Source organism: Planococcus faecalis, assembly GCF_002009235.1.
GTDB lineage: Bacteria > Bacillota > Bacilli > Bacillales_A > Planococcaceae > Planococcus > Planococcus kocurii.
In genome coordinates this window covers 221,089-245,633 of record NZ_CP019401.1, presented here as the reverse complement: position 1 = coordinate 245,633, position 24,545 = coordinate 221,089, and the positions used below count along the sequence as shown (strand labels likewise).

27 protein-coding genes are annotated in these 24,545 nt (G+C 41.7%); 5 read left to right on the top strand and 22 right to left on the bottom strand.

Annotated elements, in window-relative coordinates; translation table 11 throughout:
* Positions 1–26: 26 nt before the first annotated feature.
* Genes pxpB through AJGP001_RS01295 form a run of 4 tightly spaced genes read left to right on the top strand, consistent with a single transcriptional unit; the run spans position 27 to position 3,684 of the window.
* Positions 27–725 (top strand): 5-oxoprolinase subunit PxpB, encoded by a 699-nt coding sequence (gene pxpB, locus AJGP001_RS01310; RefSeq protein WP_071154116.1) that lies wholly within the window; start codon positions 27–29, stop codon positions 723–725.
* Positions 709–1,689: a 5-oxoprolinase subunit C family protein gene (locus AJGP001_RS01305; RefSeq protein ID WP_078080061.1), complete on the top strand. Its 981-nt coding sequence runs from the start codon at positions 709–711 to the stop codon at positions 1,687–1,689. The genes pxpB and AJGP001_RS01305 overlap by 17 nt, the downstream gene beginning before the upstream one ends.
* On the top strand, positions 1,686–2,456 hold the full coding sequence (locus AJGP001_RS01300; RefSeq protein WP_071154115.1) for a LamB/YcsF family protein: 771 nt from the start codon (positions 1,686–1,688) through the stop codon (positions 2,454–2,456). Before AJGP001_RS01305 ends, AJGP001_RS01300 begins: the two co-directional genes overlap by 4 nt.
* 22 nt (positions 2,457–2,478) lie before the next feature.
* Positions 2,479–3,684, top strand: a complete 1,206-nt coding sequence (locus AJGP001_RS01295; protein WP_058386636.1) for an NRAMP family divalent metal transporter — start codon at positions 2,479–2,481, stop codon at positions 3,682–3,684.
* A 50-nt stretch (positions 3,685–3,734) separates the two neighbouring features.
* Here AJGP001_RS01295 and AJGP001_RS01290 read toward each other — a convergent pair whose 3' ends face one another.
* The 4 genes from AJGP001_RS01290 to AJGP001_RS01275 all read right to left on the bottom strand — a co-directional run bounded on the left by AJGP001_RS01290 (position 3,735) and on the right by AJGP001_RS01275 (position 8,839).
* Positions 3,735–4,766 carry an ABC transporter ATP-binding protein gene (locus tag AJGP001_RS01290; RefSeq protein WP_071154114.1) on the bottom strand — a complete coding sequence of 344 codons (1,032 nt, stop codon included), beginning with the start codon at positions 4,764–4,766 and terminating at the stop codon, positions 3,735–3,737.
* 13 nt (positions 4,767–4,779) lie between these two features.
* On the bottom strand, positions 4,780–5,793 hold the full coding sequence (opp3C, locus tag AJGP001_RS01285) for an oligopeptide ABC transporter permease (RefSeq protein ID WP_169835286.1): 1,014 nt from the start codon (positions 5,791–5,793) through the stop codon (positions 4,780–4,782).
* A 41-nt stretch (positions 5,794–5,834) separates the two neighbouring features.
* Positions 5,835–6,764, bottom strand: coding sequence for an ABC transporter permease (locus AJGP001_RS01280; protein WP_058386639.1), 930 nt, complete (start codon positions 6,762–6,764; stop codon positions 5,835–5,837).
* A gap of 434 nt (positions 6,765–7,198) precedes the next feature.
* Positions 7,199–8,839: a peptide ABC transporter substrate-binding protein gene (locus tag AJGP001_RS01275; protein ID WP_071154112.1), complete on the bottom strand. Its 1,641-nt coding sequence runs from the start codon at positions 8,837–8,839 to the stop codon at positions 7,199–7,201.
* A gap of 135 nt (positions 8,840–8,974) precedes the next feature.
* Here AJGP001_RS01275 and AJGP001_RS01270 point away from each other — a divergent pair, with 135 nt between their 5' ends.
* On the top strand, positions 8,975–9,331 hold the full coding sequence (locus AJGP001_RS01270; RefSeq protein ID WP_071154111.1) for a DUF3899 domain-containing protein: 357 nt from the start codon (positions 8,975–8,977) through the stop codon (positions 9,329–9,331).
* A gap of 172 nt (positions 9,332–9,503) precedes the next feature.
* On the opposite strand, the gene AJGP001_RS01265 is transcribed toward AJGP001_RS01270, so the two are convergent.
* The 18 genes from AJGP001_RS01265 to fliQ all read right to left on the bottom strand — a co-directional run bounded on the left by AJGP001_RS01265 (position 9,504) and on the right by fliQ (position 24,529).
* Positions 9,504–10,130, bottom strand: coding sequence for an NUDIX hydrolase (locus AJGP001_RS01265; protein ID WP_071154110.1), 627 nt, complete (start codon positions 10,128–10,130; stop codon positions 9,504–9,506).
* 63 nt (positions 10,131–10,193) lie between these two features.
* The gene (locus tag AJGP001_RS01260) at positions 10,194–10,952 is read right to left on the bottom strand and encodes an amino acid ABC transporter ATP-binding protein (RefSeq protein ID WP_071154109.1); all 759 of its coding nucleotides are present in this window, start codon (positions 10,950–10,952) and stop codon (positions 10,194–10,196) included.
* Positions 10,953–11,019: 67 nt separating this feature from the next.
* A complete protein-coding gene (locus AJGP001_RS01255) occupies positions 11,020–11,676 on the bottom strand; it encodes an amino acid ABC transporter permease (RefSeq protein ID WP_058386644.1) in 657 nt (218 codons plus the stop codon).
* 30 nt (positions 11,677–11,706) lie between these two features.
* Positions 11,707–12,870, bottom strand: coding sequence for a saccharopine dehydrogenase family protein (locus AJGP001_RS01250; RefSeq protein WP_071154108.1), 1,164 nt, complete (start codon positions 12,868–12,870; stop codon positions 11,707–11,709).
* An 83-nt stretch (positions 12,871–12,953) separates the two neighbouring features.
* Positions 12,954–13,778 carry a transporter substrate-binding domain-containing protein gene (locus tag AJGP001_RS01245; RefSeq protein ID WP_071154107.1) on the bottom strand — a complete coding sequence of 275 codons (825 nt, stop codon included), beginning with the start codon at positions 13,776–13,778 and terminating at the stop codon, positions 12,954–12,956.
* Positions 13,779–14,026: 248 nt separating this feature from the next.
* Complete coding sequence (locus AJGP001_RS01240; RefSeq protein ID WP_071154106.1) at positions 14,027–14,497, bottom strand: hypothetical protein; 471 nt, start codon at positions 14,495–14,497, stop codon at positions 14,027–14,029.
* Positions 14,498–14,532: 35 nt separating this feature from the next.
* Positions 14,533–15,204: an HAD family hydrolase gene (locus AJGP001_RS01235; protein WP_078080059.1), complete on the bottom strand. Its 672-nt coding sequence runs from the start codon at positions 15,202–15,204 to the stop codon at positions 14,533–14,535.
* Positions 15,201–15,989 carry a hypothetical protein gene (locus AJGP001_RS01230; RefSeq protein WP_245830270.1) on the bottom strand — a complete coding sequence of 263 codons (789 nt, stop codon included), beginning with the start codon at positions 15,987–15,989 and terminating at the stop codon, positions 15,201–15,203. Before AJGP001_RS01230 ends, AJGP001_RS01235 begins: the two co-directional genes overlap by 4 nt.
* Before the next feature lie 311 nt (positions 15,990–16,300).
* Positions 16,301–16,651, bottom strand: coding sequence for a PilZ domain-containing protein (locus AJGP001_RS01225; RefSeq protein WP_058386649.1), 351 nt, complete (start codon positions 16,649–16,651; stop codon positions 16,301–16,303).
* Between the two features lie 20 nt (positions 16,652–16,671).
* The gene (locus AJGP001_RS01220) at positions 16,672–17,109 is read right to left on the bottom strand and encodes a YaaR family protein (RefSeq protein WP_071154105.1); all 438 of its coding nucleotides are present in this window, start codon (positions 17,107–17,109) and stop codon (positions 16,672–16,674) included.
* A complete protein-coding gene (locus AJGP001_RS01215; RefSeq protein ID WP_245830225.1) occupies positions 17,110–17,538 on the bottom strand; it encodes a DUF6115 domain-containing protein in 429 nt (142 codons plus the stop codon).
* Between the two features lie 30 nt (positions 17,539–17,568).
* A complete protein-coding gene (locus AJGP001_RS01210; RefSeq protein ID WP_071154104.1) occupies positions 17,569–18,327 on the bottom strand; it encodes a FliA/WhiG family RNA polymerase sigma factor in 759 nt (252 codons plus the stop codon).
* A gap of 36 nt (positions 18,328–18,363) precedes the next feature.
* Positions 18,364–19,233, bottom strand: a complete 870-nt coding sequence (locus AJGP001_RS01205) for a MinD/ParA family protein (protein WP_078080057.1) — start codon at positions 19,231–19,233, stop codon at positions 18,364–18,366.
* Entirely contained in the window at positions 19,226–20,326 is a 1,101-nt protein-coding gene (flhF, locus tag AJGP001_RS01200; protein ID WP_071154103.1) for a flagellar biosynthesis GTPase FlhF, read from the bottom strand. The genes AJGP001_RS01205 and flhF overlap by 8 nt, the downstream gene beginning before the upstream one ends.
* Complete coding sequence (gene flhA / locus AJGP001_RS01195) at positions 20,323–22,362, bottom strand: flagellar biosynthesis protein FlhA (protein WP_058386653.1); 2,040 nt, start codon at positions 22,360–22,362, stop codon at positions 20,323–20,325. The genes flhF and flhA overlap by 4 nt, the downstream gene beginning before the upstream one ends.
* Positions 22,363–22,384: 22 nt before the next feature.
* Positions 22,385–23,473 carry a flagellar biosynthesis protein FlhB gene (gene flhB / locus AJGP001_RS01190; RefSeq protein ID WP_078080056.1) on the bottom strand — a complete coding sequence of 363 codons (1,089 nt, stop codon included), beginning with the start codon at positions 23,471–23,473 and terminating at the stop codon, positions 22,385–22,387.
* The gene (gene fliR / locus AJGP001_RS01185) at positions 23,474–24,253 is read right to left on the bottom strand and encodes a flagellar biosynthetic protein FliR (RefSeq protein ID WP_071154102.1); all 780 of its coding nucleotides are present in this window, start codon (positions 24,251–24,253) and stop codon (positions 23,474–23,476) included.
* 6 nt (positions 24,254–24,259) lie between these two features.
* On the bottom strand, positions 24,260–24,529 hold the full coding sequence (fliQ, locus tag AJGP001_RS01180; protein ID WP_049693911.1) for a flagellar biosynthesis protein FliQ: 270 nt from the start codon (positions 24,527–24,529) through the stop codon (positions 24,260–24,262).
* Positions 24,530–24,545: the final 16 nt, after the last annotated feature.

The following is a 24,545-nucleotide window of genomic DNA, read 5'->3' as shown; positions in this document are numbered from 1 at the left end:
AATAATCAGGAAATGAGGAGATCTAGGTGAATATTTCTTTTTCGCCACTCGGCGACCAAGCAATTGTCATCGAGTTTGGCCATGAAATCAATAAACAAACTGAACAAGCGGTTAGGAGAGTATCGACTTTACTAGAAAAGCAAAAACCCGATTGGATGATTGAATTTATTCCTGCGTTCGTAACCGTAACGGTCTTTTATAATCCCATCTTGGCGCTTTACGATAAAGTGAAAATTGAACTAGAAAGACTGCTATCACATCTAGGTGAAGATTTGGTAGTCAAAACCACTACCATTGAAATTCCCGTGTGTTATGGCGGCGAGTTTGGGCCAGATCTTGAATTTGTAGCGCGACATAACAAACTGACTCCACGTGAAGTTATTGATATCCACACTTCCGGCACTTATTCAGTACATATGATTGGTTTTGCACCCGGCTTTCCCTTTATCGGTGGCATGTCTGAAAAAATTGCAGCTCCGAGACGCGATTCTCCGCGTCTCCGCATTCCGGAACGGACAGTGGGCATTGCCGGCATGCAAACGGGCGTCTACCCGATTGAAACTCCTGGTGGGTGGCAATTGATTGGCAGAACGCCGATTCGACTCTTTCTTCCTGAAAACGATGTTCCGAGTTTACTTCGTGCAGGTGACCAAATTGTTTTCAAAGAAATTTCCAAAGAAGACTATGATGCATGGGAGGAAAAGCCAGATGCTGAAAATCCTTAAAAGTGGGTTACAGACTTCCGTTCAAGACTTAGGTAGGACCGGATTTCAGAGATACGGCGTGATTGCTAGCGGCGTCATGGATCCTTTCGCACACCGTCTAGCCAATTTATTAGTCGGTAACGCGGAACAAGCAGCGACCCTTGAAATTACATTAGTGGGACCAACTATTGAATTTACCGAAAATGCGGTCATTGCTCTGTGCGGTGGAGATTTGAGCCCTCAACTAGATGGTGCCCCGGTAACTATGTGGCGGATGCATCCGATCACCAAAGGCAGTACCCTAACGTTTGGTAAGCCTATAATTGGCGCGCGGAGTTATTTAGCAGTAGCTGGTGGCATTAATGTTCCCGAAATAATGGGCAGCAAATCTACGTATCTGCGTGCCGGAATTGGTGGATTTTGTGGACGTGCCTTAAAAAAAGGGGATGAAATTCCGATAGGAAACATAACCCAACAACAATCCCTAGCATTCCAGCATACTAGCGACAATGAGTTCGACTGGCTAGTCCCGCCGGCTCGTTATTTTGAAGAACCCGTTCTTCGAATGATCAAAGGAAAGCAATTTGATTTATTCAATGAAGACAGTAAAAACCGAATTTTTAATGACGTGTTTACCGTTTCTTCGGATTCCGACCGCATGGGTTACCGACTCGAAGGCGCCGGTCTAGCTTTGGAGCATCCCACCGAATTGATTTCAGAGGCGGTGGCTTTTGGTTCTGTACAAGTTCCCGCCGACGGCAATCCGATTGTCCTGCTTGCAGATCGTCAAACAACGGGCGGCTATCCAAAAATTGGACAGATTATCTCTGTCGACTTGCCGCTCATTAGCCAGTTGAAACAAGGGCAACATCTACGCTTTAAAGAGATCTCTTTACTAGATGCGCAACAGCGCTTGGTTGAACAAGAACAATACATTCGGCAAGTCAAAGCCGCAATTCATTTAAAACAGGAGGAATGGACATGACTTTTAAAGTAGATTTAAACTGCGACATGGGTGAAAGTTTTGGCGCTTACCAGATGGGCAATGACGAGGAAATACTTGATTACGTAACATCAGCAAACATCGCTTGTGGATTTCATGCTGGTGACCCTTCAACTATGCGAAAAACCGTTAAACTGGCGCTTGAGAAAAACGTCGGCATGGGGGCTCATCCCGGGCTTCAAGACTTAGTAGGGTTTGGACGTCGCAACATGGCTCTGTCTCCTCAAGAAGCTTACGATTTGGTCGTTTACCAAATCGGTGCTTTATCCGGCTTTGTAAAAGCTGAAGGTGGCCAGTTGCAGCACGTCAAAGCGCACGGTGCTCTTTACAACATGGCGGTTAAAAACGCGTCATTATCTGAAGCGATTGCAGAAGCTGTCTATAAAATCGATCCGGAATTGGTACTGTTCGGACTGTCGGGCAGTGAAATTATTAAAGCTGGAGAAAAAATCGGCTTACGCACTGCGAATGAAGTCTTTTCAGACCGAACTTATCAAATTGACGGCTCGTTAACACCAAGAACTGAGAGCAATGCCTTAATTACCGATCCACAAATCGCCATCAATCAAGTCGTTCGCATGGTCAAAGAAAACAAAGTCGCCACTGTTGAACAGACCGATGTTGCACTTGAAGCAGAGACGATTTGTATACACGGAGACGGCATCAACGCACTTGCTTTTGCCCTTCAGATTTCAAAATCCTTAAAAGAATCGGACATTCATATTGTGAAAATAGGCGACTTTGTTTAAGACAAACTAAGGGGGGATTTTGATGAATAATGTGAAGAAGATGAAGAATACGAATCGTAGCGTTTTGCTTGGTGCGGCTTTCTTAATGGCCACTTCCGCGATTGGACCTGGCTTTCTAACACAAACAACCGTTTTCACCGAAACCTTATTGGCTTCTTTCGGATTTGTTATTTTAATTTCCATCATTATTGATATTGGTGCACAAACGAATATTTGGCGCATCATTGCCGTGTCTGGAAAACGCGCTCAAGATATTGCCAATGATGTCTTACCGGGCCTTGGCTATTTTCTGGCTTTACTAGTAGTGATGGGTGGACTGGCCTTTAATATTGGGAACATCGGTGGAGCTGGACTCGGCACAAACGTGTTATTTGGAATCGATCCGAAAACCGGCGCCATTTTAAGTGGTGTGCTCGCCATCGGTATTTTTGTCGTAAAAGAAGCCGGACGAGCGATGGACCGCTTCGCACAAGTCCTCGGCTTTGTTATGATCGGGTTAACCGTTTATGTGATGATCACTGCACAACCGCCGATCGGTGAAGCCATTACGAAAACATTTATTCCAGATACGATTGATATCTTTGCGATTGTTACGTTGGTCGGTGGAACAGTTGGTGGATACATCACTTTCGCCGGTGGACATCGTTTAGTGGACGCAGGATTGACTGGTAAAGAAGCATTGCCCGAAGTCACGAGAAGCTCAATTTACGCCATTGCTATTGCCTCACTTATGCGCATCATTCTGTTTCTAGCAGTTCTCGGTGTTGTTTCTCAAGGACTTTCATTGGATCCGTCTAATCCACCCGCTTCGGTTTTCCAGTTAGCAGCGGGGAATGTCGGCTATAAAATGTTTGGAATTGTGATGTGGGCTGCAGCTGTCACTTCCGTTGTAGGAGCAGCTTACACTTCGGTATCATTTATTCGGACATTCAGTCCACTTCTTGAAAAATATCATCGTGCATTAACCATCAGCTTTATCCTTATTTCTACACTTGTTTTCGTCATTATTGGTAAGCCTGTAGTCATATTAGTTCTTGTCGGGTCTGTAAATGGATTGATTTTACCCATTGCACTCGGCGTTATGCTAATTGCTGCGCATAAAGTCAAAATCGTTGGTGACTATAAACATCCTTTATGGATGACCATTTTTGGACTCATCATTGTGGTAGCCATGTCTTGGATGGGTGTTTACACCTTAATGAACGGTATTCCCGCCTTGTTCAAATAAAATATAAAAAAACCAGTAAGGCCAACTTCGGCTTTACTGGTTTTTTGCATTTAAGATGAAGAATGTCCTGCTTCTACAAATTCAGAGCGATCAGATGATGTGGTAACCCGTGAGTCCTGAAGCCAGCAAGCCACAGAATGCCCTGTTTCAGATACCGTATCTTGCGGTGTATACGTATGGCATACCGTCATTGTATGCGGGCACCTTGCCGCAAACGCACAGCCTTCTCCAAGCGTTGCCAGATTAGGTGGCGACCCGGCAATCGGCAGTAACGGCTGCTCACGATCTTCAGTTAACTTCGGCATGGATTGCAACAGTCCGAGCGTATACGGATGCTGCGGATTGTAGAAAATTTCATCCACCGTCCCTTGCTCAACGATTTTGCCGCCATACATAACAGCTACGCGATCTGCCATATTGGCGACTACACCCAAGTCATGTGTGATTAAAATAATGGCCGTATCCGTTTTCTTTTGCAGATCTTTCATCAATTCAAGAATTTGTGCTTGAATTGTTACATCGAGCGCAGTTGTCGGTTCATCCGCGATCAATACTTTCGGATTACAGGCAAGTGCCAGCGCAATGACCACACGCTGCCTCATTCCTCCAGAAAACTGATGCGGGTAATTATCCAGCCGTTTTTCCGCTTGCGGAATTCCAACTAGCTTTAGCATATCCAGCGCACGTTCACGGGCACGAGCTTTTGTTAGTCGCTCATGACGCTGAACACCTTCCATAATTTGTTTACCGACTTTCATCGTTGGGTTTAGTGAAGTCATGGGATCTTGAAAGACCATCGAAATTTCCGAGCCACGTAAATTGGTAATTTGGCTTTTCGACATCTTCAACAAACTTTCACCATTATAAACAATGTCGCCTTTTGTCACTTCGGTAGTAGCTGTTGGCAACAACTGCATAATCGATTTGGCGGTTACGGATTTCCCCGAACCCGATTCTCCTACAATCGCTAATGTCTCCCCTTTTTTCAACTCGAAGTTTACACCTCGTACAGCTGTCAGTTTACCGGTTTGGGTTTTAAACGCTACATGTAAATTATCAACCGTCAAAATAGTATTGCTCATGATGGGCCCTCCCCTACTTTCTCATTTTCGGATCTAATGCATCACGCAGTCCATCACCAAGCAGATTGAAAGAAATCATAATAATACTGATCACTAACGCCGGGAAAATCAATTTATAAGGAAAATAACGCATCGATTTATAGCCGTCTTCAATCAATACACCAAGCGACGCCAGTGGTGCCTGCAAGCCAAGACCGATAAAGCTTAAGAATGCTTCAAAGAAAATAGCAGTTGGAATGGTGAACATCACGGTAACAATAATTGGACCCATCACGTTCGGCAACAAATGCTTTGAGATCAAACGCGGATTTGAAGCGCCCAGTGTTCGCGAAGCCAAAACAAATTCCTGCCCTTTTAATTGCAGCACTTGGCCACGAACCACACGTGCCATTCCAACCCAGCCAGTGATGACCATCGCCAAAATAATAGAGGTAATGCCCGGTTCTAGCACCAAGATAAAGAGAATGATGACAATCAAGTTTGGAATCCCCATGAGAATTTCGATAATGCGCTGCATCACATTATCAATGCGTCCTCCGTAAAAAGAAGAAATACCGCCATAAATGACGCCAATCACTAAATCCAAAAAGGCTGCCACTAATGCTATAAACAGCGAGATTTGTGTCCCTTTCCAAACGCGTGTCCACAAATCTCGACCAAATTCATCTGTTCCAAACCAATAATTAATCTGGACATCACGTTCGGCATATTGATCGACACCTTGGGAATTCTGACCGTTAAATCCAAGCCATTCCAAGCCTTGCACTTTCGGCGGCATATTGGAATGCACTAAGTTTTGTTCGCGATAGGAAAAGTCATTCATTCCAGGTCCGATTAGCGCTAAAACAATTAGTAATACAAGCATGATCAATGAAATCATTGCACCTTTGTTTTTAATAAGACGCTGAAAAGCTTCTTTCCAAAAAGATACTGACGGTGTACCAATTTCTTCACTTTTTCCTTGATCCAGTGGTGCTTTGACAAATAAGTCTGACGGAATTTCATCATAAGCATACTGGTTTTGCATCTGCAAATCTTGATGTGAGGGGATTTTCGAAGGTTTTTTTGTCATGCTGAATCCCCCTTGTAATTGATGCGTGGATCTAAGAAACTATAAATAATGTCGACCACAAAGACCACAAAAATAAACAGCGCACTGTAGAAAATAGTGATTCCCATAATGACGCTATAATCCAATACCAAAATCGATAACGTAAACTGCTCACCAAGTCCCGGTACAGCGAATATTTTTTCAATAACCAAGGTACCTGTCATAATCGATACGGCAAGCGGTCCAAGCATCGTCACAACCGGAATCAGCGCGTTGCGGATAACGTGCTTGACGATAACTTGTTGTTCTTTCAAGCCTTTCGCTCTGGCAGTAATAATGTAATCCTGACCGATAACTTCCAGCATTTCACTGCGGATAAACCGAGCGACAGTTGCAGTAACCGTTACCGATAAAGCAATCGACGGTAACAGTGTACTGGAATATCCTTCCCACAAGGCAACCGGTAGCCATTCCAATTTCACACCAACATAATACTGCAGCAACGCCGCAAAAACGAATGACGGTATCGACATCCCCAATACAGCCAAGGTCACGGAACCATAATCCAAAATAGAATTATGTTTTAAGGCTGAAACGATTCCGAGAACCAGTCCAACAATTGCACCAAAAATTAATGCTTGTAAGCCAATAAATGCCGATGGACCAATCCGATCGCTGATCATACTCGTCACCGTTCGTCCTTCGTGTTGGAACGAATAACCCAAATCACCTTGAAGTAAGTTTCCAATATACTGTATGTATTGAATGGCGACAGGTTGATCCAATCCATACTTGGCATTTAAAATCGCTAATTGGCTATCCGTTAACTTTTCCGGATTAGTAAACGGTGTACCGGGTAACAGCTGCATCAAGAAAAAAGTCGCTGTCACAATAATGAACAACGTAAGAAGCATAAAGCCAATCCGCTGCAATAAATAACGTTTCATAAGAACACCTCAGTTCTATAATGTGAAAGAAAAGCGCAAGCACCCGTGTAGCTCTGCCGGGCATAAGACGCTCTGGCGAAGTGGCGTGTTTTCAGCCGCACAGCTAGAGTGGCTTATGACCCAAAGAGCTGGGTGCTGGAGCTAGACAAGAAAAGCGCAAGCACCCATGTAGCTCTGCCGGGCATAAGACGCTCTGGCGAAGTGGCGTGTTTTCAGCCGCACAGCTAGAGTGGCTTATGACCCAAAGAGCTGGGTGCTGGAGCTAGACAAGAAAAGCGCAAGCACCCGTGTAGCTCTGCCGGGCATAAGACGCTCTGGCGAAGTGGCAAAGGCTGTAATAACGCCGAAATGCTAAGCAATCTTAGAGCCATTAAAAATACGAGGATGTCCCGTTAATCGGCTACACCCTCGTATCTATAAGCTGCAAACCTGTTTTATTCTTCGATCGTCACCCATTTATAAGAGAATGAAGCTCCCGTTGGATGCACCAATAGATTTTTGATTTTGCTTCTCATTAAGACAGCAGCACCTTCTTGATAAAGTGGTACGATCGCTGCGTCTTCTTCTAATAGAATTTTCTCAGTATCTAATAGCATTTGGTAACGTTTTTCAAGGTCCGTTTCCGTTCTTGCTGCTGCTACTAGTTTTTCCAATTCAGGATTTGAATAATCCATACGGTTAGCCGATCCACCTTCTAACCACATATCCAAATAAGTCATCGGATCGCTATAATCTGGGCCCCATGAAGATAGAGACAAATCGTATTCAATGGCTTTTTCGATTTCCAAACGCTGAGCGAATGGCACTGCTTTGATATCCAATTTAAGTCCTGGAAGATTGTCTTCCAACTGGGCTTGAATGTACTCAGCTACTTTTTTATGGTCTTCTGAATCGGCAATGTTAATCGAGATAGCTACTTCTGTTGCTCCTGTTTCTTCTAACCCTTTTGTCCAAAGCTTCTGAGCTTCTTCTACTGCTCCTGTATTGAAATCTCCATTCAAGTCACGGAAATCTTCACCCGATGGTGACTTGAAAAAGCCTTTTGGAACCACGCCATTTAATGCAGTAGAACCGTTTTTCAAAATAACATCTGTTAAGCTCGCTTTATCAATCGCCATATTTACTGCCTGACGAATGTTTTTATTGCCGAGTACTGGATGATTATGATTAAAGCGAAGGAAAATAATTTCCGGCTCTAAAATCGTGTCAAAGTTCGCGTCGTCTTTGTTTTGATCAACTGCCTCTGAACTCAAGACAATACGATCCACTTTGTTCGTTTCGTATAAGTTAATACCTGCTGCAGGGTCTTTGACAACATAAGCGTTGACTGCATCAAGTTTAACCGTGTCTGCGTCCCAGTAGTCTGCGTTCTTTTCGTATTTCCACCCTTGTTCATGCGTCCAGTCAACTAATGTGAATGGTCCATTGAAAAGGATATTCTCTGCTTCTAGTGCATATTGATCGCCTTGCTCTTCAACAAATTTTTGATTTTGCGGCAAGAATGTTGGGAACGTCATTAGTGACTGGAACAACGGGTTCGCTGCTTCTAATGTAACTTCCAATGTTTTCTCGTCAATTGCTTTAACTCCTAATTCTTCCGCATCCATTTCTTCATTCATGATGGCTTCAGCATTTTTGATTCCAGCTGTTACGAACATGAAGTTATACGGGCTTGCATCTTTCATAACGCGTTTCCAAGCATATTCAAAATCTTGAGCGGTAACCGGATCACCGTTACTCCAATTAGAATCGCGCAAAGTAAACGTATGAACGCTTTGATCCTCGTTCTCTGTGTGATCTGTTACTAACGCTTCAATTGGTTCATTGTTTTCATCTTGACGATAAAGACCTTCATTAACGTTATTCAATACAGTAAAGGCGATTCCATCGTGTGCTTTTGTAGAATCTAAGGTAGGAATGTCTGCTGTGGTCGAAATATTAAGTACTTGTTTAGCTTCTCCTTCTATTGCATTTTCTTCTTTCGAACTTTCCGAAGAATTGAAATTACACCCCGATAAGAATAAAACAAATGCAATCAGAATCATGAAAATTTGCGTGTTTCTCGTTCTCCCCATTTTCCTACCCCCATTTTTTTGATAATTCTATTTAATCATAATTGTTATTGCATAAATAGGCAACAAGATGTTTAAATTTTCAAAAATATAAATTACGTGGTAATGTTTAGATATGAAAAGAAAGGATCAATACCTATGAATTTCAAAGCTATTTTATTGCTAACGTCATTGAGCATATCAATGCTGTTATCTTTTTTTCTGTATAAAAGTTGGTCTCTCATTAACTGGGCCAATGCTTTGTTTTTGGTTGGACTGCTATTAATTATGATCTATTCGATGATGATTTTAATCGAAGGTCAGTTTTTCACAGCTTTCTTAACGAGTACTCGAAACTTTTTTGCAAAAACAAATAAAAAAGATCAGGTGATTCAAGAAAGCGAAAAACGCTCTCTCATTCCTGTCACTTATCGCAGAGAATTCCCGAACCGAAAATCTTTTTTGCAAATTGGTTTGTTTTTTTGTATTGGCAGTCTGTTGGTTTCCTTCTTTTAATCTCCATGCAAAATCGATGGAGAAAGCGTGTCCGGTCGTATCGGAGAGTTCAACATTATCGGCAACGATTCAATAAAACAGGCGGAGAAAAAGAACTTCTTTTTCTCCGCCTGTTTTATTTTAGAAGCCTATGAGACAGCCCAATTTTACGGCACAAAAATTTTGTTGGGAACTATTTTTTTAATGCTAGACCTATCTGCTCTATAACCTTCTTCAAATAATCCTGACTGTGCGGAACTAAATCTTTTAAGCCAATCTGCTTCTTAAATCTGCTACTTTTACCCGCAACTGTGACAAATCCTTCGACCTCTACTTCTTCCTTCTTACCCATAACTAATTCAGCCAGTTCTTCAAATTCCACCTTCGCTATGCCAGAAACTTCTTCTGCCTGCAACTCAAACGTAGCGTCATTGTTGTCTTGCTTCCGGTACAAAAAGCAGTGACAGCGCTCATTGTCGGTAAAGTTCAGCAGGTTTATTTGATCTTTGATCATTCCAAGAGAAGTTAGTTCTGCAAAATCGACTTGGAGTCCAAGTTCTTCCTGAACTTCTCGAACGCCGTCTCGAACCGCTTCGTCCGCCATTAAATGACCCGCTGCCGTAATATCGAATAATCCTGGAAAGTCTTTCTTATCTTTACTACGCAACTGCAAGTAAACGATATCTTTATTATTCTCACGACCTACCACCCAGCAGTGAAAAGTTTCATGCCAATACCCTTTTTCATGCACGGTCTGGCGTGTAGCAACTCCTTGCGCAATTCCATTCTCATCGTAAATACGTATTTTTTCATTTTCCATTTTCATGTTCCCTTTTCTTCATTGTACAATAAAAAACCCGGCCATCTATCGGGCCGGGTTGGTTTAGTTTGCGACAATCGCTTCCACTTTCGATAGAAACTGTTTGGTTCGATCTTCTTTTGGATTTTCAAAAATCTGTTTGGAAGTACCTTGTTCTATAATCAGCCCTTCATCCATGAACACGACGCGGTCGGCAACTTCTTTTGCAAAATTCATTTCGTGCGTCACGATGACCAAGGTCATGCCTTCTTCTGCCAAACTTTTAATAACCAATAGCACTTCACGTACGAGTTCCGGATCGAGTGCTGAAGTTGGTTCATCGAAAAGCATCACTAAAGGATCTAACGCAAGAGAGCGAGCAATCGCTACACGCTGTTGCTGTCCACCTGACAATTGTGCTGGGTAATGATCAGCCCGATCAGCTAACCCGACTTTGGCAAGCAGTTCAATAGCAATCGCTTTAGCTTCTTCAGGACTTTTGCCATGTATAGCAATCGGACCTTCCATAATATTTTCAATCGCTGTTTTATGAGGAAACAGATTAAATGATTGAAAAACAAAGCCTGTTTTCTTACGCAATTCCCTAATTACTTTTTTGCGGTGACGATCAATTTTGCCTCCCGCGTTTACTTTGTATTCGCCAACTTGAATAAGCCCTTCTGTTGGCTCTTCTAAAAAATTCAAGCATCGCAACAAAGTCGATTTCCCTGATCCACTGGGTCCCATAATGACGACCACTTCGCTTTTATCAATGGTTAAATCGATTCCTTTGAGCACTTCGTTAGCTCCAAATTTTTTGACCAGTCCAGTAACTTTTATCATATGCCGATCAATCTCCTTTTATCCAGTCTTTCCCATTAACAGTGAGCAGACTTTGTGCAACCATATGTTATCTGACCAAGTATTTGGATGATCGAATTTCCAAACGATCCAATAATTTCGTGAAAAATGAGATCAATATCCAGTAAATCGCTGCAGCTACTAAATAAATGGTCAGTGGCTCGAATGTTTTCGCTATGATCAAGCTCGACATCTGCAACAATTCTGTCACCGTAATAACGGACACTAACGACGTATCTTTGATTAAAACAATAAACGAATTGGATAATGTCGGAATCGCAATCCGCAAGCTCTGCGGCAGGATAATTCGCTTTAATGCTTGAGAATAGGTCATTCCCATTGACATAGAAGCTTCCATTTGCCCGTTGTCCACTGCCAAAATAGATGCTCTAAATGACTCTGATAAATAAGCGCCTGCATTTAAACTAAGCGCTAAAATACCGGATGAAATCGGATCTAAGGCGATACCAACTTGAGGCAATCCATAATAAATAACGAAAATTTGTACCAATAACGGGGTTCCACGCATTAAAGACACATAAACATTCGCAATTTCGTTTACTACTTTTACTTTTAAAATACGAATAATGGCCGTCAAGAAGCCGATAACTAACGCAATCAGAATTGAAATAGCTGCGAGAAAAATCGTCATTCCTGTCGCTTTGAGCAACGATGGCAATGAATCAATCACAATTGTAAAATCCATAAATCCTCCCATTAGACAAGAAGTAACACGCTATTCCTTTTCAACGAAAGTTTCTTCTTTATACTCAATCTCAATGCCTAATTGGCTCAATTCAGTTAAAAAAGGATGGAATCGTTCCTGAACGATTAAACCTTCGATTGGAATAACGCCTGTCTCTGTTATTTTTTTAGTGGTAATCCATTGTGAAATGAGTAACGCTGGAATAGCAGTCGTTTTAGCCATCGATGTTATGTTCCGTTCGTGGTCGTATAAATCAATCATTTCCCACGTATGTTTTGTTGAAACTCCGTGCTTGATGCCGCTTACTTCTACTCTTAAAACAGTAATATCTTCAATTGAATGGCCTGACATTTTTGGTATCAAAACTTTCTGAGCGAATAATTTTGGACTGATGACTGTATCTTCAACAGCAACTGGCGTTTCATCCAGAAATCCGAGTTCACTTAATACCCTCATTTTGTCCCAATGCCCAGGGTACCGAACAGTTCGCTCTACTAGGTTTTCTACTTTTCCTTGAAGCATAAAGGCCGTACTGTGGGCGTCTGTAATGACTGTTTCACATAAACCCACTGGCTCAGAAAAAGTCATTTCTACCAAGTCGGATAGCGGAGCCAATTCCACAATTTTTCCGTTTCGAATGATCGTTGCTGGTTTTGTATAAAGTCCAAGTAGACTTTCTAAACGGTAGACGACCTGATACCCTAAAGGCGGATCCGGGTATCTCGGAATTCCGCCACAGGCTAGCATTGCTTCTTGTGCTTCGTCCAATAGTTCAATTCCTTGTGCCGCCAAGAAATTGGTGATGCCGGGTGCGACTCCGCAACCTGGGACGATTAAAACCCCTGCTTGCTGTGCTTGTTCATGCAACGCCAATTTTTCTGGAAAATGAGATCCCACCAAATCAACTAAATGACATTTTGAAGAAATGGCTGCCTTTATTGCGGGCAAGCTTAACGAGTGAGGAAGGCAGCCAATCGCTAGGTCAGCACCTTTTAGCACTTCAGCAATATCGGCTTCTGTTGCTAATGCGGCTACTTTACCAATTACTTGCGGATCGTTAGCGATAGCTAGACATTTGTCGATGCTTGCTTGGTTAATATCAACAGCTGTGATGGTTTTTACACCAGCATACTTAGCCAATTCTGTTACTACTGTTGTGCCAATCATGCCTGTCCCTAAAACGAAGATATGCATTTCTCCACCCCTCACTTATGGCGCTTATACAAAAAATATCAAAATTTGTGACAAAGAAATTGTTCCAGACAATCAATGAACGTTTAGTTTTCTAACGGTTCTGTTCCAAACCATTTTTTATAAATTTCATCGTATGTCCCATCTTCTTTCATTTCACTTAAAGCGGCATTGGCTTTTTCGATAAAGTCTTCGTTGCCTTTGTTAACGGCCATGCCGATTTCGTCTTTGTTTAAAATATCGCTTGAAATTTTAATCGGAAGATTTTGTTCTTTAATGTTGTAGCTAATCAGTAATTGATCATTGATGATGACATCTAGACGCTTATTCGTTAAATCTTGAATGTAATCGCCTACAGCTTTGTACAATTTCACGTCAGCGCCTTCTACACTATTCGCCACGTCTTCAAAAGTTGTTCCACCACCAACGCCTACTTTTTTTCCTTTGATGTCTTCAAGCTTTGTAATATCATTTGTGTCTTCACGTGTAATTAGCACTGATCCTGAAATTACATAAGGGTCGGTAAAGTCGACACTCTTTTTTCGCTCTTCTGTCACCGTCATTTGGCTAATGATGATATCGAATTTATCCGCTTTTAGTCCACCGATCAACCCGTCCCATTTGGTTGCGATAAAGTTAGCTTTTACACCGAGACGTTCTGCAATCTCATTAGAGATATCAACGTCAAATCCTTGGAATTCATCTTTATCATCGATGAAATTAAAAGGTGGATACGTACCTTCAAATGCTACATTTAATTCTTTAGATTCTTCCATTCGTTCCAGCACTCCGCCAGATTTTCCTTCTGTTCCACTTTCAGGAGCAGATTTTGACGTGTCTTCAGCCCCACATGCTGCTAAAAAGCCAAAAATAAATAAGAAAATAATAGCACTGATCGTCGTTTTTTTCATTTTCATTCCTCCATCTTCAAATTGGCTGTCTCTGTTGATTAGTACATAAACGAGAAGATTAAAGCACGTGCGGTGACAAAACCTGTATACGCATAATTACCCGTAACAATCGCCCTGTTTACTTCCATATTTTAGAAACGATTGTCTTCTTATTATTGTCTTAATAAGGAGTAAAGTCAAACAAATTTCAGATTTTTAAGAATATTTTGCATAAAATAAAAAACTTTCACAACTAAGCTGTGGAAGTTTTAATTTTCTTCATAATGGTCGAATGTTGTCTCATCCGGTGCCACATGTTTGATAAATAACAAATCTTCTTCTGTTACGTCTGGAACAAAAAACTCTGTTCCCCAATGCTCAGAAGTGAAAACAAGCTGGTCCCCACTGATCAAGAATACTGAAAACCATGCCAATCTCTTTTGGTCTATGAGATGACGTGTCAGCAGAAATTTCATGATATCTGCTGTTAGAAAGCCTGTAAAAATCGTCATACCTTGTTTTTCTTTACTTTCGAACAATCCCATTAAGTCAGAAGTGATCTCTCTTATGGCCGTCACTTCCTCATTAAAGCAATGGATTTCAAAAGTGTCGGACTTAGCTAAAAAATACTCCATCAGCAAGAGCCAGTAATCGTAATTTTCTGTAGCGGGTATACGCATAAACTCTGGGTCATCTTTAAATTCGGTCAATTCAAATTGCAATTGCTTTTTAGGTATCATGTTTGTGCCACCTCCCGCGTTCTCTCTTCGGTCTATTAGTTCTCTGTATTCAAGCGCCTAACCACTTCGCTGATTTCCTGTAAATGATCAATTTCTCCATCTGCCTCCAAGCAGCTCCAATGCTGACTTTTTTTCCAAATCGTTTTCATGCCTATTGCTTTTGCAGCCTGTATATCATTTTTCGGATGATCTCCAATATAGACAGCTTCGTTCGGAGAAACACCGAAACGTGCCAGCGCTTTATAGAAAATAGCTGGATTGGGTTTGGCCATTCCCTCCCATTCAGAAATCAAAAGTTCTTCAAAATACTCCCTAATTTTTAGTGACAGAATATTATCTAACTGAAACTGTCCCCTGCCGTTGGTGATCATCCCTAAACGTAGCGACTGCTTCGCTAAGTTCTTGAGCACCACAGTCAAATTCGGAAACGGTACGCAATGCTTGTTAAAATTGGTTACATAGTCTTCTAATAAGGTTTGCCAAGTTATCCCTTCAATCTCTAACTCTTCAATTAATTGTTGATAAACACGGTCTTTCCAAACGTATCCTTTGGCATCCAATTCGATAAAGCGATTACTAAAAAAAGCCTTAGGTACATGCTTTACGTGTTCATCTAACCGGTTGTACTGTTCATCTACAAACGCTAGCAGCGAACTATCCCGGTCCAATAATGTGCCATCCAAATCAAAAATAACCACTTTGATCATTCGACTTCTCCTGTCTCGCTACTTTCTAGATTCAGCTTCTCATAAAACCCTAAAGATGCTAATAAAAATGCTTTATCATACTTTGTTTTCTCATGAATTCTATCTACCCAATCCTCCAGATTTTCTAACGGCTCATCGTGATAAAGTCCCGTGTTTGTACTCAAAAAACTGTTCCAGTTATCAAACTCCCAGTGGCGCGTCTCTCCTTTTTCATACAGCCGAACTTCGACCAACGGCTCAGGAGAGATATGATGTTGAGAATACTCAGCTGCCGCTAAAAACTGGAGACGTTCCACTGGCTTTACCTTGTAGAGTTGACGGGATTGTTTGCCATTGGATCGGTAATAGACCATCTCAACCTCTTGACCAATCGACTTTACTTGCACTTCTGCTCCTGGAAAATACCCAGACAATTGACTGCTTGTAAAATTCTGACTGTCTCCATCTATTAAGATGGGCTGGATCCACTGATCGCCTAAATCACATAGAAATCTGCGTCCATCCCTGTCTTCAGCTATGATAGCTGCGTGAGCATCTACTGTTCCTAGCTTACTGCCTATTGGATAAGCGTTAACCCGTGCGTCTTCAAAAGCTGCTAACAGCCAAATTGCCAAGTCAAAACAATTCCCTGTGATACCGTATTGGTCATGGTGCTGTTTCATGAGCTCGACATCGCGTTGCTTTTGGTCGCCTGATCGCTGATAATACCAAGCTTTTGTCAAAGTCTCCATGGGAAATCCATCAAACTGCTGCCAAACTGAAAGAATCTCTGCGGGTGCTTTTATTTGCTTCACCTTCTTTTTCTTTTTTGTATGCTATTACTTCTCTATATTCTGTAGAAATTCCTGCTGTTAGAAGAACTAAGCTATTGCGAACTCGGTGTGCAAGTTTTCATATCCAGTCGATTGACATCAGCGATTCAGATTCAAGGGCTCTTTTGATCTTTGCTTTCACTTACAAAATGATCTTTTATTTTAGCTCGAAACTAGCTGATGACATTGAACATCTAGTTGTTCTTCAGTAGGCAAAAGGGGCTATCCCAAAAAGTCATTGCTCATGACCTTTTGGGATAGCCCCTTTTCATCAAGTACTAGAGTTAATCCGTCAGAAAACTTTTTCGGTTGCGGATTTGGTAATGGTTTAGTTGCTTGAATAACTCTGAGGAAGTTCCTTGATCCACAGAAAATTCAACCCCGCATTCTACCACGTCGATACCTGTCGCTTTTCGAACAACAGTCCCTTCTATTAAGAAAGCGCTATCTACTAGTTCAAAACTACAGCGTACGCTTTCTCCCAAAGGAATATTAAGTACAGAAGAAAACACCAACCCTCCGGCACTAACATCATAAATTTCGACCGGCAAAAAATTACCTCCGTAAACTGAAACCTTGCCATTCAAAGCCTGGTTGAAAATAACTCGAAAAAATTCGCGACGATTTTCCGACATTTCACTCTCCCCATCCTCGGTCACATATACAAATTTACAAGCAGACCTTTGATTTCTCCTACTAGATCTAAAGTACCGATTCCTTCTTCTTCATTATTCAATACTTCGTCTTGAATTTCAATTAGTTTTTTATCGATTATTTTGATAATTCGTTGGGGTTTTAAGTTACCGCCTGATGTAAGACTTTGCTCATCTGATAAGTGTAAACCATAACTCACAGATTCTGAGACAAATTGCTTAACAGCTTGCTTATAATTCACTAAATTTTCAAGTGTACGTTGATTGGCTAATTTTTGACCTTGCGTATCCACATTACTCATCAACTGATTTAACGAATCATTTTGCAGCTTTGACTGAGATTTTCTCATGGCATTTGAGAAAAGTTCGTTCGGCTTGTTACCATTCGTTTGTTTCAACAGCCGGTCGTTTTGAATCGTACTCTGACTATCAATACGCATTTACAGCACCTCGTCTTCTTTTAAATTACTGTACTGCTTATTGTTCATATTAAGGACAAGCTCTACTTCGCCAAAGTCGGCGTGAAGCACTTTAGCAATTTGTCTGGAAGAAAACCCTTGTCTAGACAGCTGAATGATTTTCTCTGTTTCTACAGTAGACTTTTCGGGACTGTCGATCTGTTCAATCTTGGTTTGTTCTAATCGTTCAACGCGTTCGACGAGTTGGGTTTCGCTGTTCTTTATGTAAGTAGTTAATTTATTGTAAAGTTCATTGTTTTCTTCTTCAAGTTGGGCCACAAACTGGGCCATCTTTTCATGAATTTCAGGTGAGCTGTTATTTATGTGCTGTTTTTTTACTATCAGCATCAGCCGTATATTCATTAGCACTAGCCCCGTACTAACTGCTATCAATAGCCATTCCATCCCCATCACCTTAGCCTTCTGTTTGGTAGTTTCACTTCAATAATGATCGTGTACAGATAAAATCGAAGCATGCAGTCGAAGCATAGCTTTTGAGTGAAGCTGTGAAACTCTTGATACACTAACGCCGAGAATTTCGGCAATTTCGGTTAATTTCATTTCTTCAAAATAGCATAATGACACCGTAATTTTTTCTTTTTCAGGCAACCGTTCAATGGCACGAACTAGCGATTCTTTCATCATTCGATCTGCTAAATGGCGTTCTGGCGAGCCTACGTGATGGTTGTTCACTGTTCGTCGTTCTTCAAAGTGTTCGTCATCCATTGAAATCATTGTTGATAGCGCTGCTTCTGAAACTGTCTTATTAAGCTCAGCTTTCGTAATACCCAAATACAAACTAACTTCCTCGTCAGACACAGAAGCGCTATTTTGCTGCTCTAATAAAAGATAGGCTTTTTCAATTTTCTTTACTTTTTCTCTAACGGATCGCGGCAACCAATCACTATGTCGCAACCCGTCAATAATCGCGCCTTTGATGCGCCAGGAAGCATAGGTTTCAAATTTCAAATCTCTTTCAATATCGAATTTACTTAAGGCATCGAGTAATCCTTCATAGGCATAGCTGCGGATATCATCTTTTTCCACAGTTTTCGGTAAACTGATCATGAACCGTTGAATCACGTAATCAACCAAAGGAAGATATTGTTCAACCAAGTATTCGCCAGCTTCTGGATCTTGGTGTTGTTGCCAATCGCTCCAGCAGGAGAGTTCTTCTTTTGATAATTTGGGATTCAGCATGATTTTTCACCACCATTTCCAAGCGTCAAGCCGCTCTTATTTAAAAAATATTTTCATAATAAACCCTTTCAGTCCCAGTTTATAAGGAACACGGAGATGTAGAAATTCACCCGTTAGTTGACGAATGGCCACTGCCGATTCACTATTCGGATAAACCAGCAGTAGCGGCTGTTGCTTTTTGACAGCTTCTGGCACGTGTAAATCATTTGGGATAGAACCCAAGGCGCCAATCTCTTTCCCTAAAAACTGAACTGCTGCTTGGGTAAAGTTATCAGCTGTTTGTTGTCCTTCTTTGATACTGACGCATTGATTGACTACTAGCTTCATATGAACATTTGGATCTTTGCCATGCACCATCTTGACGACTGAATAGGCGTCAGTAATCGACGTTGGCTCAGGAGTAGTAACTAAGATGACGTCATCAGCGGCTAAGATAAAGCGAAGATTTTCGTAGGACAAACCTGCTCCCGTATCCAAGATGATGTAGTCTACTTCACCCTGTAAAGTGGCCAGTTCCTGAAAAAATTTATGCAGTTTGTGATCATCCATTCGAAACAGTTCGTTAAAACCATTGCCCCCTGAAATGAACAGCAAGCCATTTGGACCTTTTTCAATAATATCCCGAACAGCCAAATCTTTTTCAATCATGGAAGCAATGGTTTCACGTGGAATCTGATCAAGTAACACATCAATATTAGCGAATCCCATATCAACATCAAGAATCAATACCTTTTTATCCTGTTCAATAAGGCTTAAGCCAAAATTTAATGCGAAATTCGATTTTCCAACTCCGCCTTTGCCACTAGCGATTGCCAACACTCGTGTTTTTTTAACGGTTTTTTTGCTTGGCTTATCCGATTGCTTTATCAGCATTTTTTCTCTTAACTGGTTGGCTTGATCAAGCATTAGTTTTTTCTCCCAAGATGAAGTCCGCTACTAATTCCGGTGTGCAGTCCATAATGTCATCCGGTACATTTTGGCCATTAGCGATATAGCGTATCGGAATGTCGTAATGGCAAATCAAATTCACGATAGCGCCCGAAGAACTGGTTTCGTCTTTTTTAGTCAATAGCAGTTCATCCATAGAAATGGAACGGAAATTATTAATTATTTTTTTCATATCTTCGTATTTGGCAGTTAAGCTCAATACTAAGTGAATCTGTACCTTACTATCAGTTGGCAGTAACTGCTTAAGGTCTTCAATATATTGCGTCTGCTGATAATTTCGGCCTGCCGTATCCATTAAGATGATATCGCAGTCATGAAAATCTTCGATTGCTTTCGTTAAATCTGCAGAAGACTCCACTACCTTAACTGGAATATTCAAGATGCTGCCATAGGTTTTTAATTGCTCAACTGCCGCAATACGGTAAGTATCCGCAGTAATCAATCCCACTTTTTTATCCTTTGTAAGCAGATAACCAGCCGCAATTTTTGCGATTGTCGTTGTTTTCCCAACCCCTGTTGGTCCGATAAAACAAATAATTTCTGGTTGTTGTGAAATTTCATCACACTGATGCCAATCCATCATTGCGACCAATTCTTCACGAGCAAAGCGCTGAACACGCTCTAACGTTTGATCAGTGTTAAATTCATCTCTTGCGATCAATTTTGCTAGCAAGTCTGTCAAAATATCCGGCGCTATTTCTTGCGCAATCAATTGCTTTTTCAACAACCGAAGAGATTCAGGAAGATCCTCTTCTTTCATCTGTTTCATCATAAATTGTTTCATATTCTTTAACTCATGGATCAATTCTGCTGAGGAGTCTTTTGGATTACTCCACTTTGATGGAGATTTCGTTTCAGTTGGCAATCCTTTTTTCGGCGGGATTGGATCAACGCCAGCTGTGATTTCTAATTTTTCTTTCTTGAAAAAACCTAAAAATCCACCTGTCTTGATTTTTTTGGTATTTAAAATCAACGCATCTTCGCCTAGATCCTTTTTAATCATGGGGAGTGCTTCCGCCATCGTGTTGACGATATATGTTTTCAACCTCATGAGACGTTCACCACTCCAACACTTTGAATTTCAATCTCCGGCTCTAGTTCGTTATAGGACAGCACTGGCAGGTCGGGTGCAAAACGCTCGACGAATTGTCTCATGTAAATACGGATAGCAGGAGACGTCAGTAAAATGGGCTGAACGCCGGTTTGCTGCAGTTGCGCCGCTTGTTCTGTGATCTTTTGGAAAATCGTTTGAGAAGATTCTGGATCAATGGACAAGTAATTGCCTTGCTCTGTCCGGTGCACAGAGTCAGCGAATTTCTTTTCAAGACTCGCGCCTGCTGTAATCACTTGCAACGGTTCTTTTGGCGTAGCGTATTGCAAGGTAATTTGACGTGATAGGGATTGACGAACATACTCCGTCAACAAATCTGCGTCTTTTGTTTGCGTAGAGTAATCTGCCAACGTTTCCAAAATGGCTAATAAATTGCGGATGGATACTTTTTCTTTCAAAAGTTTCATTAATACTTTTTGCACTTCACCAATGGTCATTAAATTTGGTACTAACTCTTCGACTACTGCTGGTGCTGTTTCGCGCATATTTTCAATGAGCGATTTTACTTCTTGTCTACCGATTAATTCATGCGCGTGGCGTTTGATCACTTCTGTCAAATGAGTAGACACAACAGACGGCGGATCAACAATGGCGTAACCTGCCATTTCGGCTTCTTCTTTCATGTCCTCATCGACCCATAAAGCAGGCATACCAAAGGCGGGTTCCACGGTTTCAATGCCTTCTACTGATTCGTCGTCAATGCCCGGACTCATGGCTAAGTAATGATCAAGCATAATTTCACCTGATGCGACTTGGTTGCCTTTGATCTTAATCATGTATTCATTCGGCTGCAGTTGGATGTTGTCACGAATCCGAATGACCGGAACGACAATACCTAGCTCCATCGCGCATTGTCGACGGATCATAATCACACGGTCCAGTAAATCGCCACCTTGATTTTTGTCGGCAATTGGGATTAATCCATAGCCAAACTCAAATTCAATGGCATCCACATGCAGTAAGTCAATGACACTTTCTGGACTTTTCATTCCCGCTATTTCTTTATCTTCTTTGCCTATTTCAACTTCCTGCTTTTCCTCAGATTTCAAGGTTTTTTGCATTTGGAAAGCACCATAAGCGATGACACCCGCAATCGGCACAACGAGCATTGGACTGATTGGTGTAAAAACTGCAAACATCACTAACGTTCCGGCTACAATATACAACATCTTTGGATAGGCGAAAAGTTGTTTTGTGATATCTGACCCTAAATTGCCGTCTGATACTGCACGTGTGACGACAATACCCATCGCTGTCGAAATTAATAGCGCTGGAATTTGAGAAACTAAGCCATCTCCAATAGACAGTAGCGTAAACAGCTGCGCTGCTTCTGCAAATGGCAATTTGTGAACCATGACACCGATTAGCAAGCCACCAATGATGTTGATGAGGGTAATAATGATTCCGGCAATCGCGTCTCCTTTAACGAATTTACTCGCACCGTCCATGGCCCCGTAAAAGTCTGCTTCTGAACTTACTTTTTCACGACGGCTTTTTGCTTCTTGATCCGAAATCATTCCTGCGCCGAGGTCGGCGTCAATACTCATTTGTTTACCCGGCATGGAATCGAGCGTAAATCGTGCAGCCACTTCGGCTACTCGCTCGGAGCCTTTCGTAATCACGAGAAACTGAATAATCACTAAGATGAGGAATACCAAGATCCCGATAATGGCGCTTCCTCCAACAACGAACGAACCAAACGTTTCAATCACTTGTCCACCTGTTTGATTGGTCAAAATCGAACGGGTTGTCGAAACGTTTAACCCCAGTCGGAACAAAGTTGTTAACAACAGTAACGTAGGAAAAATAGAAAATTGCAGAGGTTCTTTTGTATTCATAGCCACTAACAAGATCGTTAGTGCCAAACTGATATTGATCATAATTAACACATCTAACAAGAGCGGCGGAAGAGGGATGACCATCATCACCACAATCATGATAACGGCTACCATGATGGCATAATCTCTGAATTTCACGCGGGTCCCTCCTCTATCCGGGTTATCGGATTTTTCCTTTTAATCGGTAAATATATGCTAAAACCTCAGCCACAGCTAGGAATAATTCTTCCGGTACAACATCCCCAACTTCAACTTGGGCATACAGTGCTCGTGCGAGAGGTTTGTTTTCCATCGTCACAATTCCAAATTCTTTCGCTTTTTCTTTAATCTTCAGCGCCAAATGATCTTTGCCCATTGCGATGATGACCGGAGCCTCCATCATTTCGGCATCGTACTTGATCGCGACAGCGTAATGCGTGGGGTTGGTGATTAACACATCTGCACTTGGCAGATCCTGTATCATACGGTTCATGCTCATTTGTCGCTGCTTGTCTTTTATTTTTGATTTGATGAGCGGATCGCCTTCCGCTTTTTTGTATTCATCTTTGATGTCTTGTTTTGACATCTTGATGCCTTTTTCAAATTCGTATTTCTGATAAATGTAGTCTAGGATAGATAAACTCAGCAGGATCAGTCCTGCAATCAAGCCCATTTGGAAAACCAATGAACCGATAAAAGAAAACGAATAGCCAATGCTTTTTTGTGACAGCGTAAATAACTCATCTTTGCCTACCCACAATACGCCAAATGCAGCGCCGCCGATAATGCCGATTTTCAAAAGGGACTTCCCCAACTCGACTAAAGCGCGCATTGAAAATATTCGCTTTGCCCCTTTGATTGGATCTAGTCGTTCAAACTTGGCCATGATGGGGTCTGATGTGAAAATAACACCCACTTGGATAAAGTTTCCGAGAAAGCCGAAGACCATACCAACGAGCATGATAGGCAGCATCAACAAAAAGGCATTCATGGCCATCTGCTCAAACAAGGTACGAATGGTGGCCGGTGTTATTTCCCAGGAAATATATTGCGTAAAGTGAATCCGGTAAATAGCTAAAATTCGGTCCATCATCCAGCCACCGAGCGAATTCAGTAGCACAATCCCCCCGATAATAATCATGGCAGCTGCGACTTCCGGGCTTTTGGCTACTTGGCCCTTCCGCTTGGATTCTTGCCTTTTTTGCGGTGTCGCTTTTTCAGTTTTCTCACCCGCAAAAAATTGCAAATCCAAGGGATATCTAGTTGCCACTTACGTTCCTCCTAACAAACGAATCAGTTGAGCCATACTCACCAAGAGTTTCTCAAAGAGAACCTGCAGGATATAGAAAAACACGGGCATGGTTAGAAAAAGCATGATAAAACCGACAAAAATTTTCAACGGCAACCCGACAGCGAATATATTCAGCTGAGGCACCGTTTTCGCCAAAATACCAAGGGCAATATCCACTAAAAACAAAGCGCCAACGATTGGCAAGGCAATTTGCAACGCAATCAAGAACATTTCTGCAAACAAGCCCGTCATAAATTGTGCGATGTCTTCAGCTTTCACAGAAATAGCTAATCGCTCTACCGGAAACACACATAGGCTTTGCATCACACCGTCTAACATCAAATGATGACCATTTACAGTTAACAAGAACAACAACGCCATCATGTACTTGAAATGACCGATAATCGGCACTTGCGCACCGGTTTGTGGATCCAGCACATTGGCCATCGAAAAACCCATTTGAAAATCAATAAAAGCGCCTGCAATTTGAACCGTGTACAACACGAGAGCTGCAGTGAAGCCGAGTGCCAAACCCGTCGCCAGTTCTTTAGTAATTAACAAAAGATACGTCGAGTCCAAAAGAATCGTTTCGCCCATAGGCAAGGTCGACACAGCGACAAACGCTAAAAATGCTGCGATACCTACTTTGAATTGAGCGGGTACCCCTCGCATTGAGAAAATAGGAGCAATTAGAAAAAAACTGGTTAAACGGACGAGCATGAGTAAAAAATAAGGCAAGATATCAAAAATTTTGTCCATGTCCGTTTACCCGATAATTCTTGGCAGCTGCTCAAACAAGTCCCGTGTGTAATCTAGCAGCAAGGTCAACATCCACGGGCCAAAGACCACGAGCGAGATAAAGACCGCCAGTATTTTCGGGATAAATGCTAAGGTTTGTTCTTGAATTTGTGTCATCGCTTGGAACACGCTGACCAATAATCCAACAGCTAACGCAATGAGCAGCATTGGAGCGGATATAAGAATCACTGTAAAAATTGATTGTTCCGCTAGTTTGATCACCATATCTGGAGTCATCGTATTCTTCCTTTCG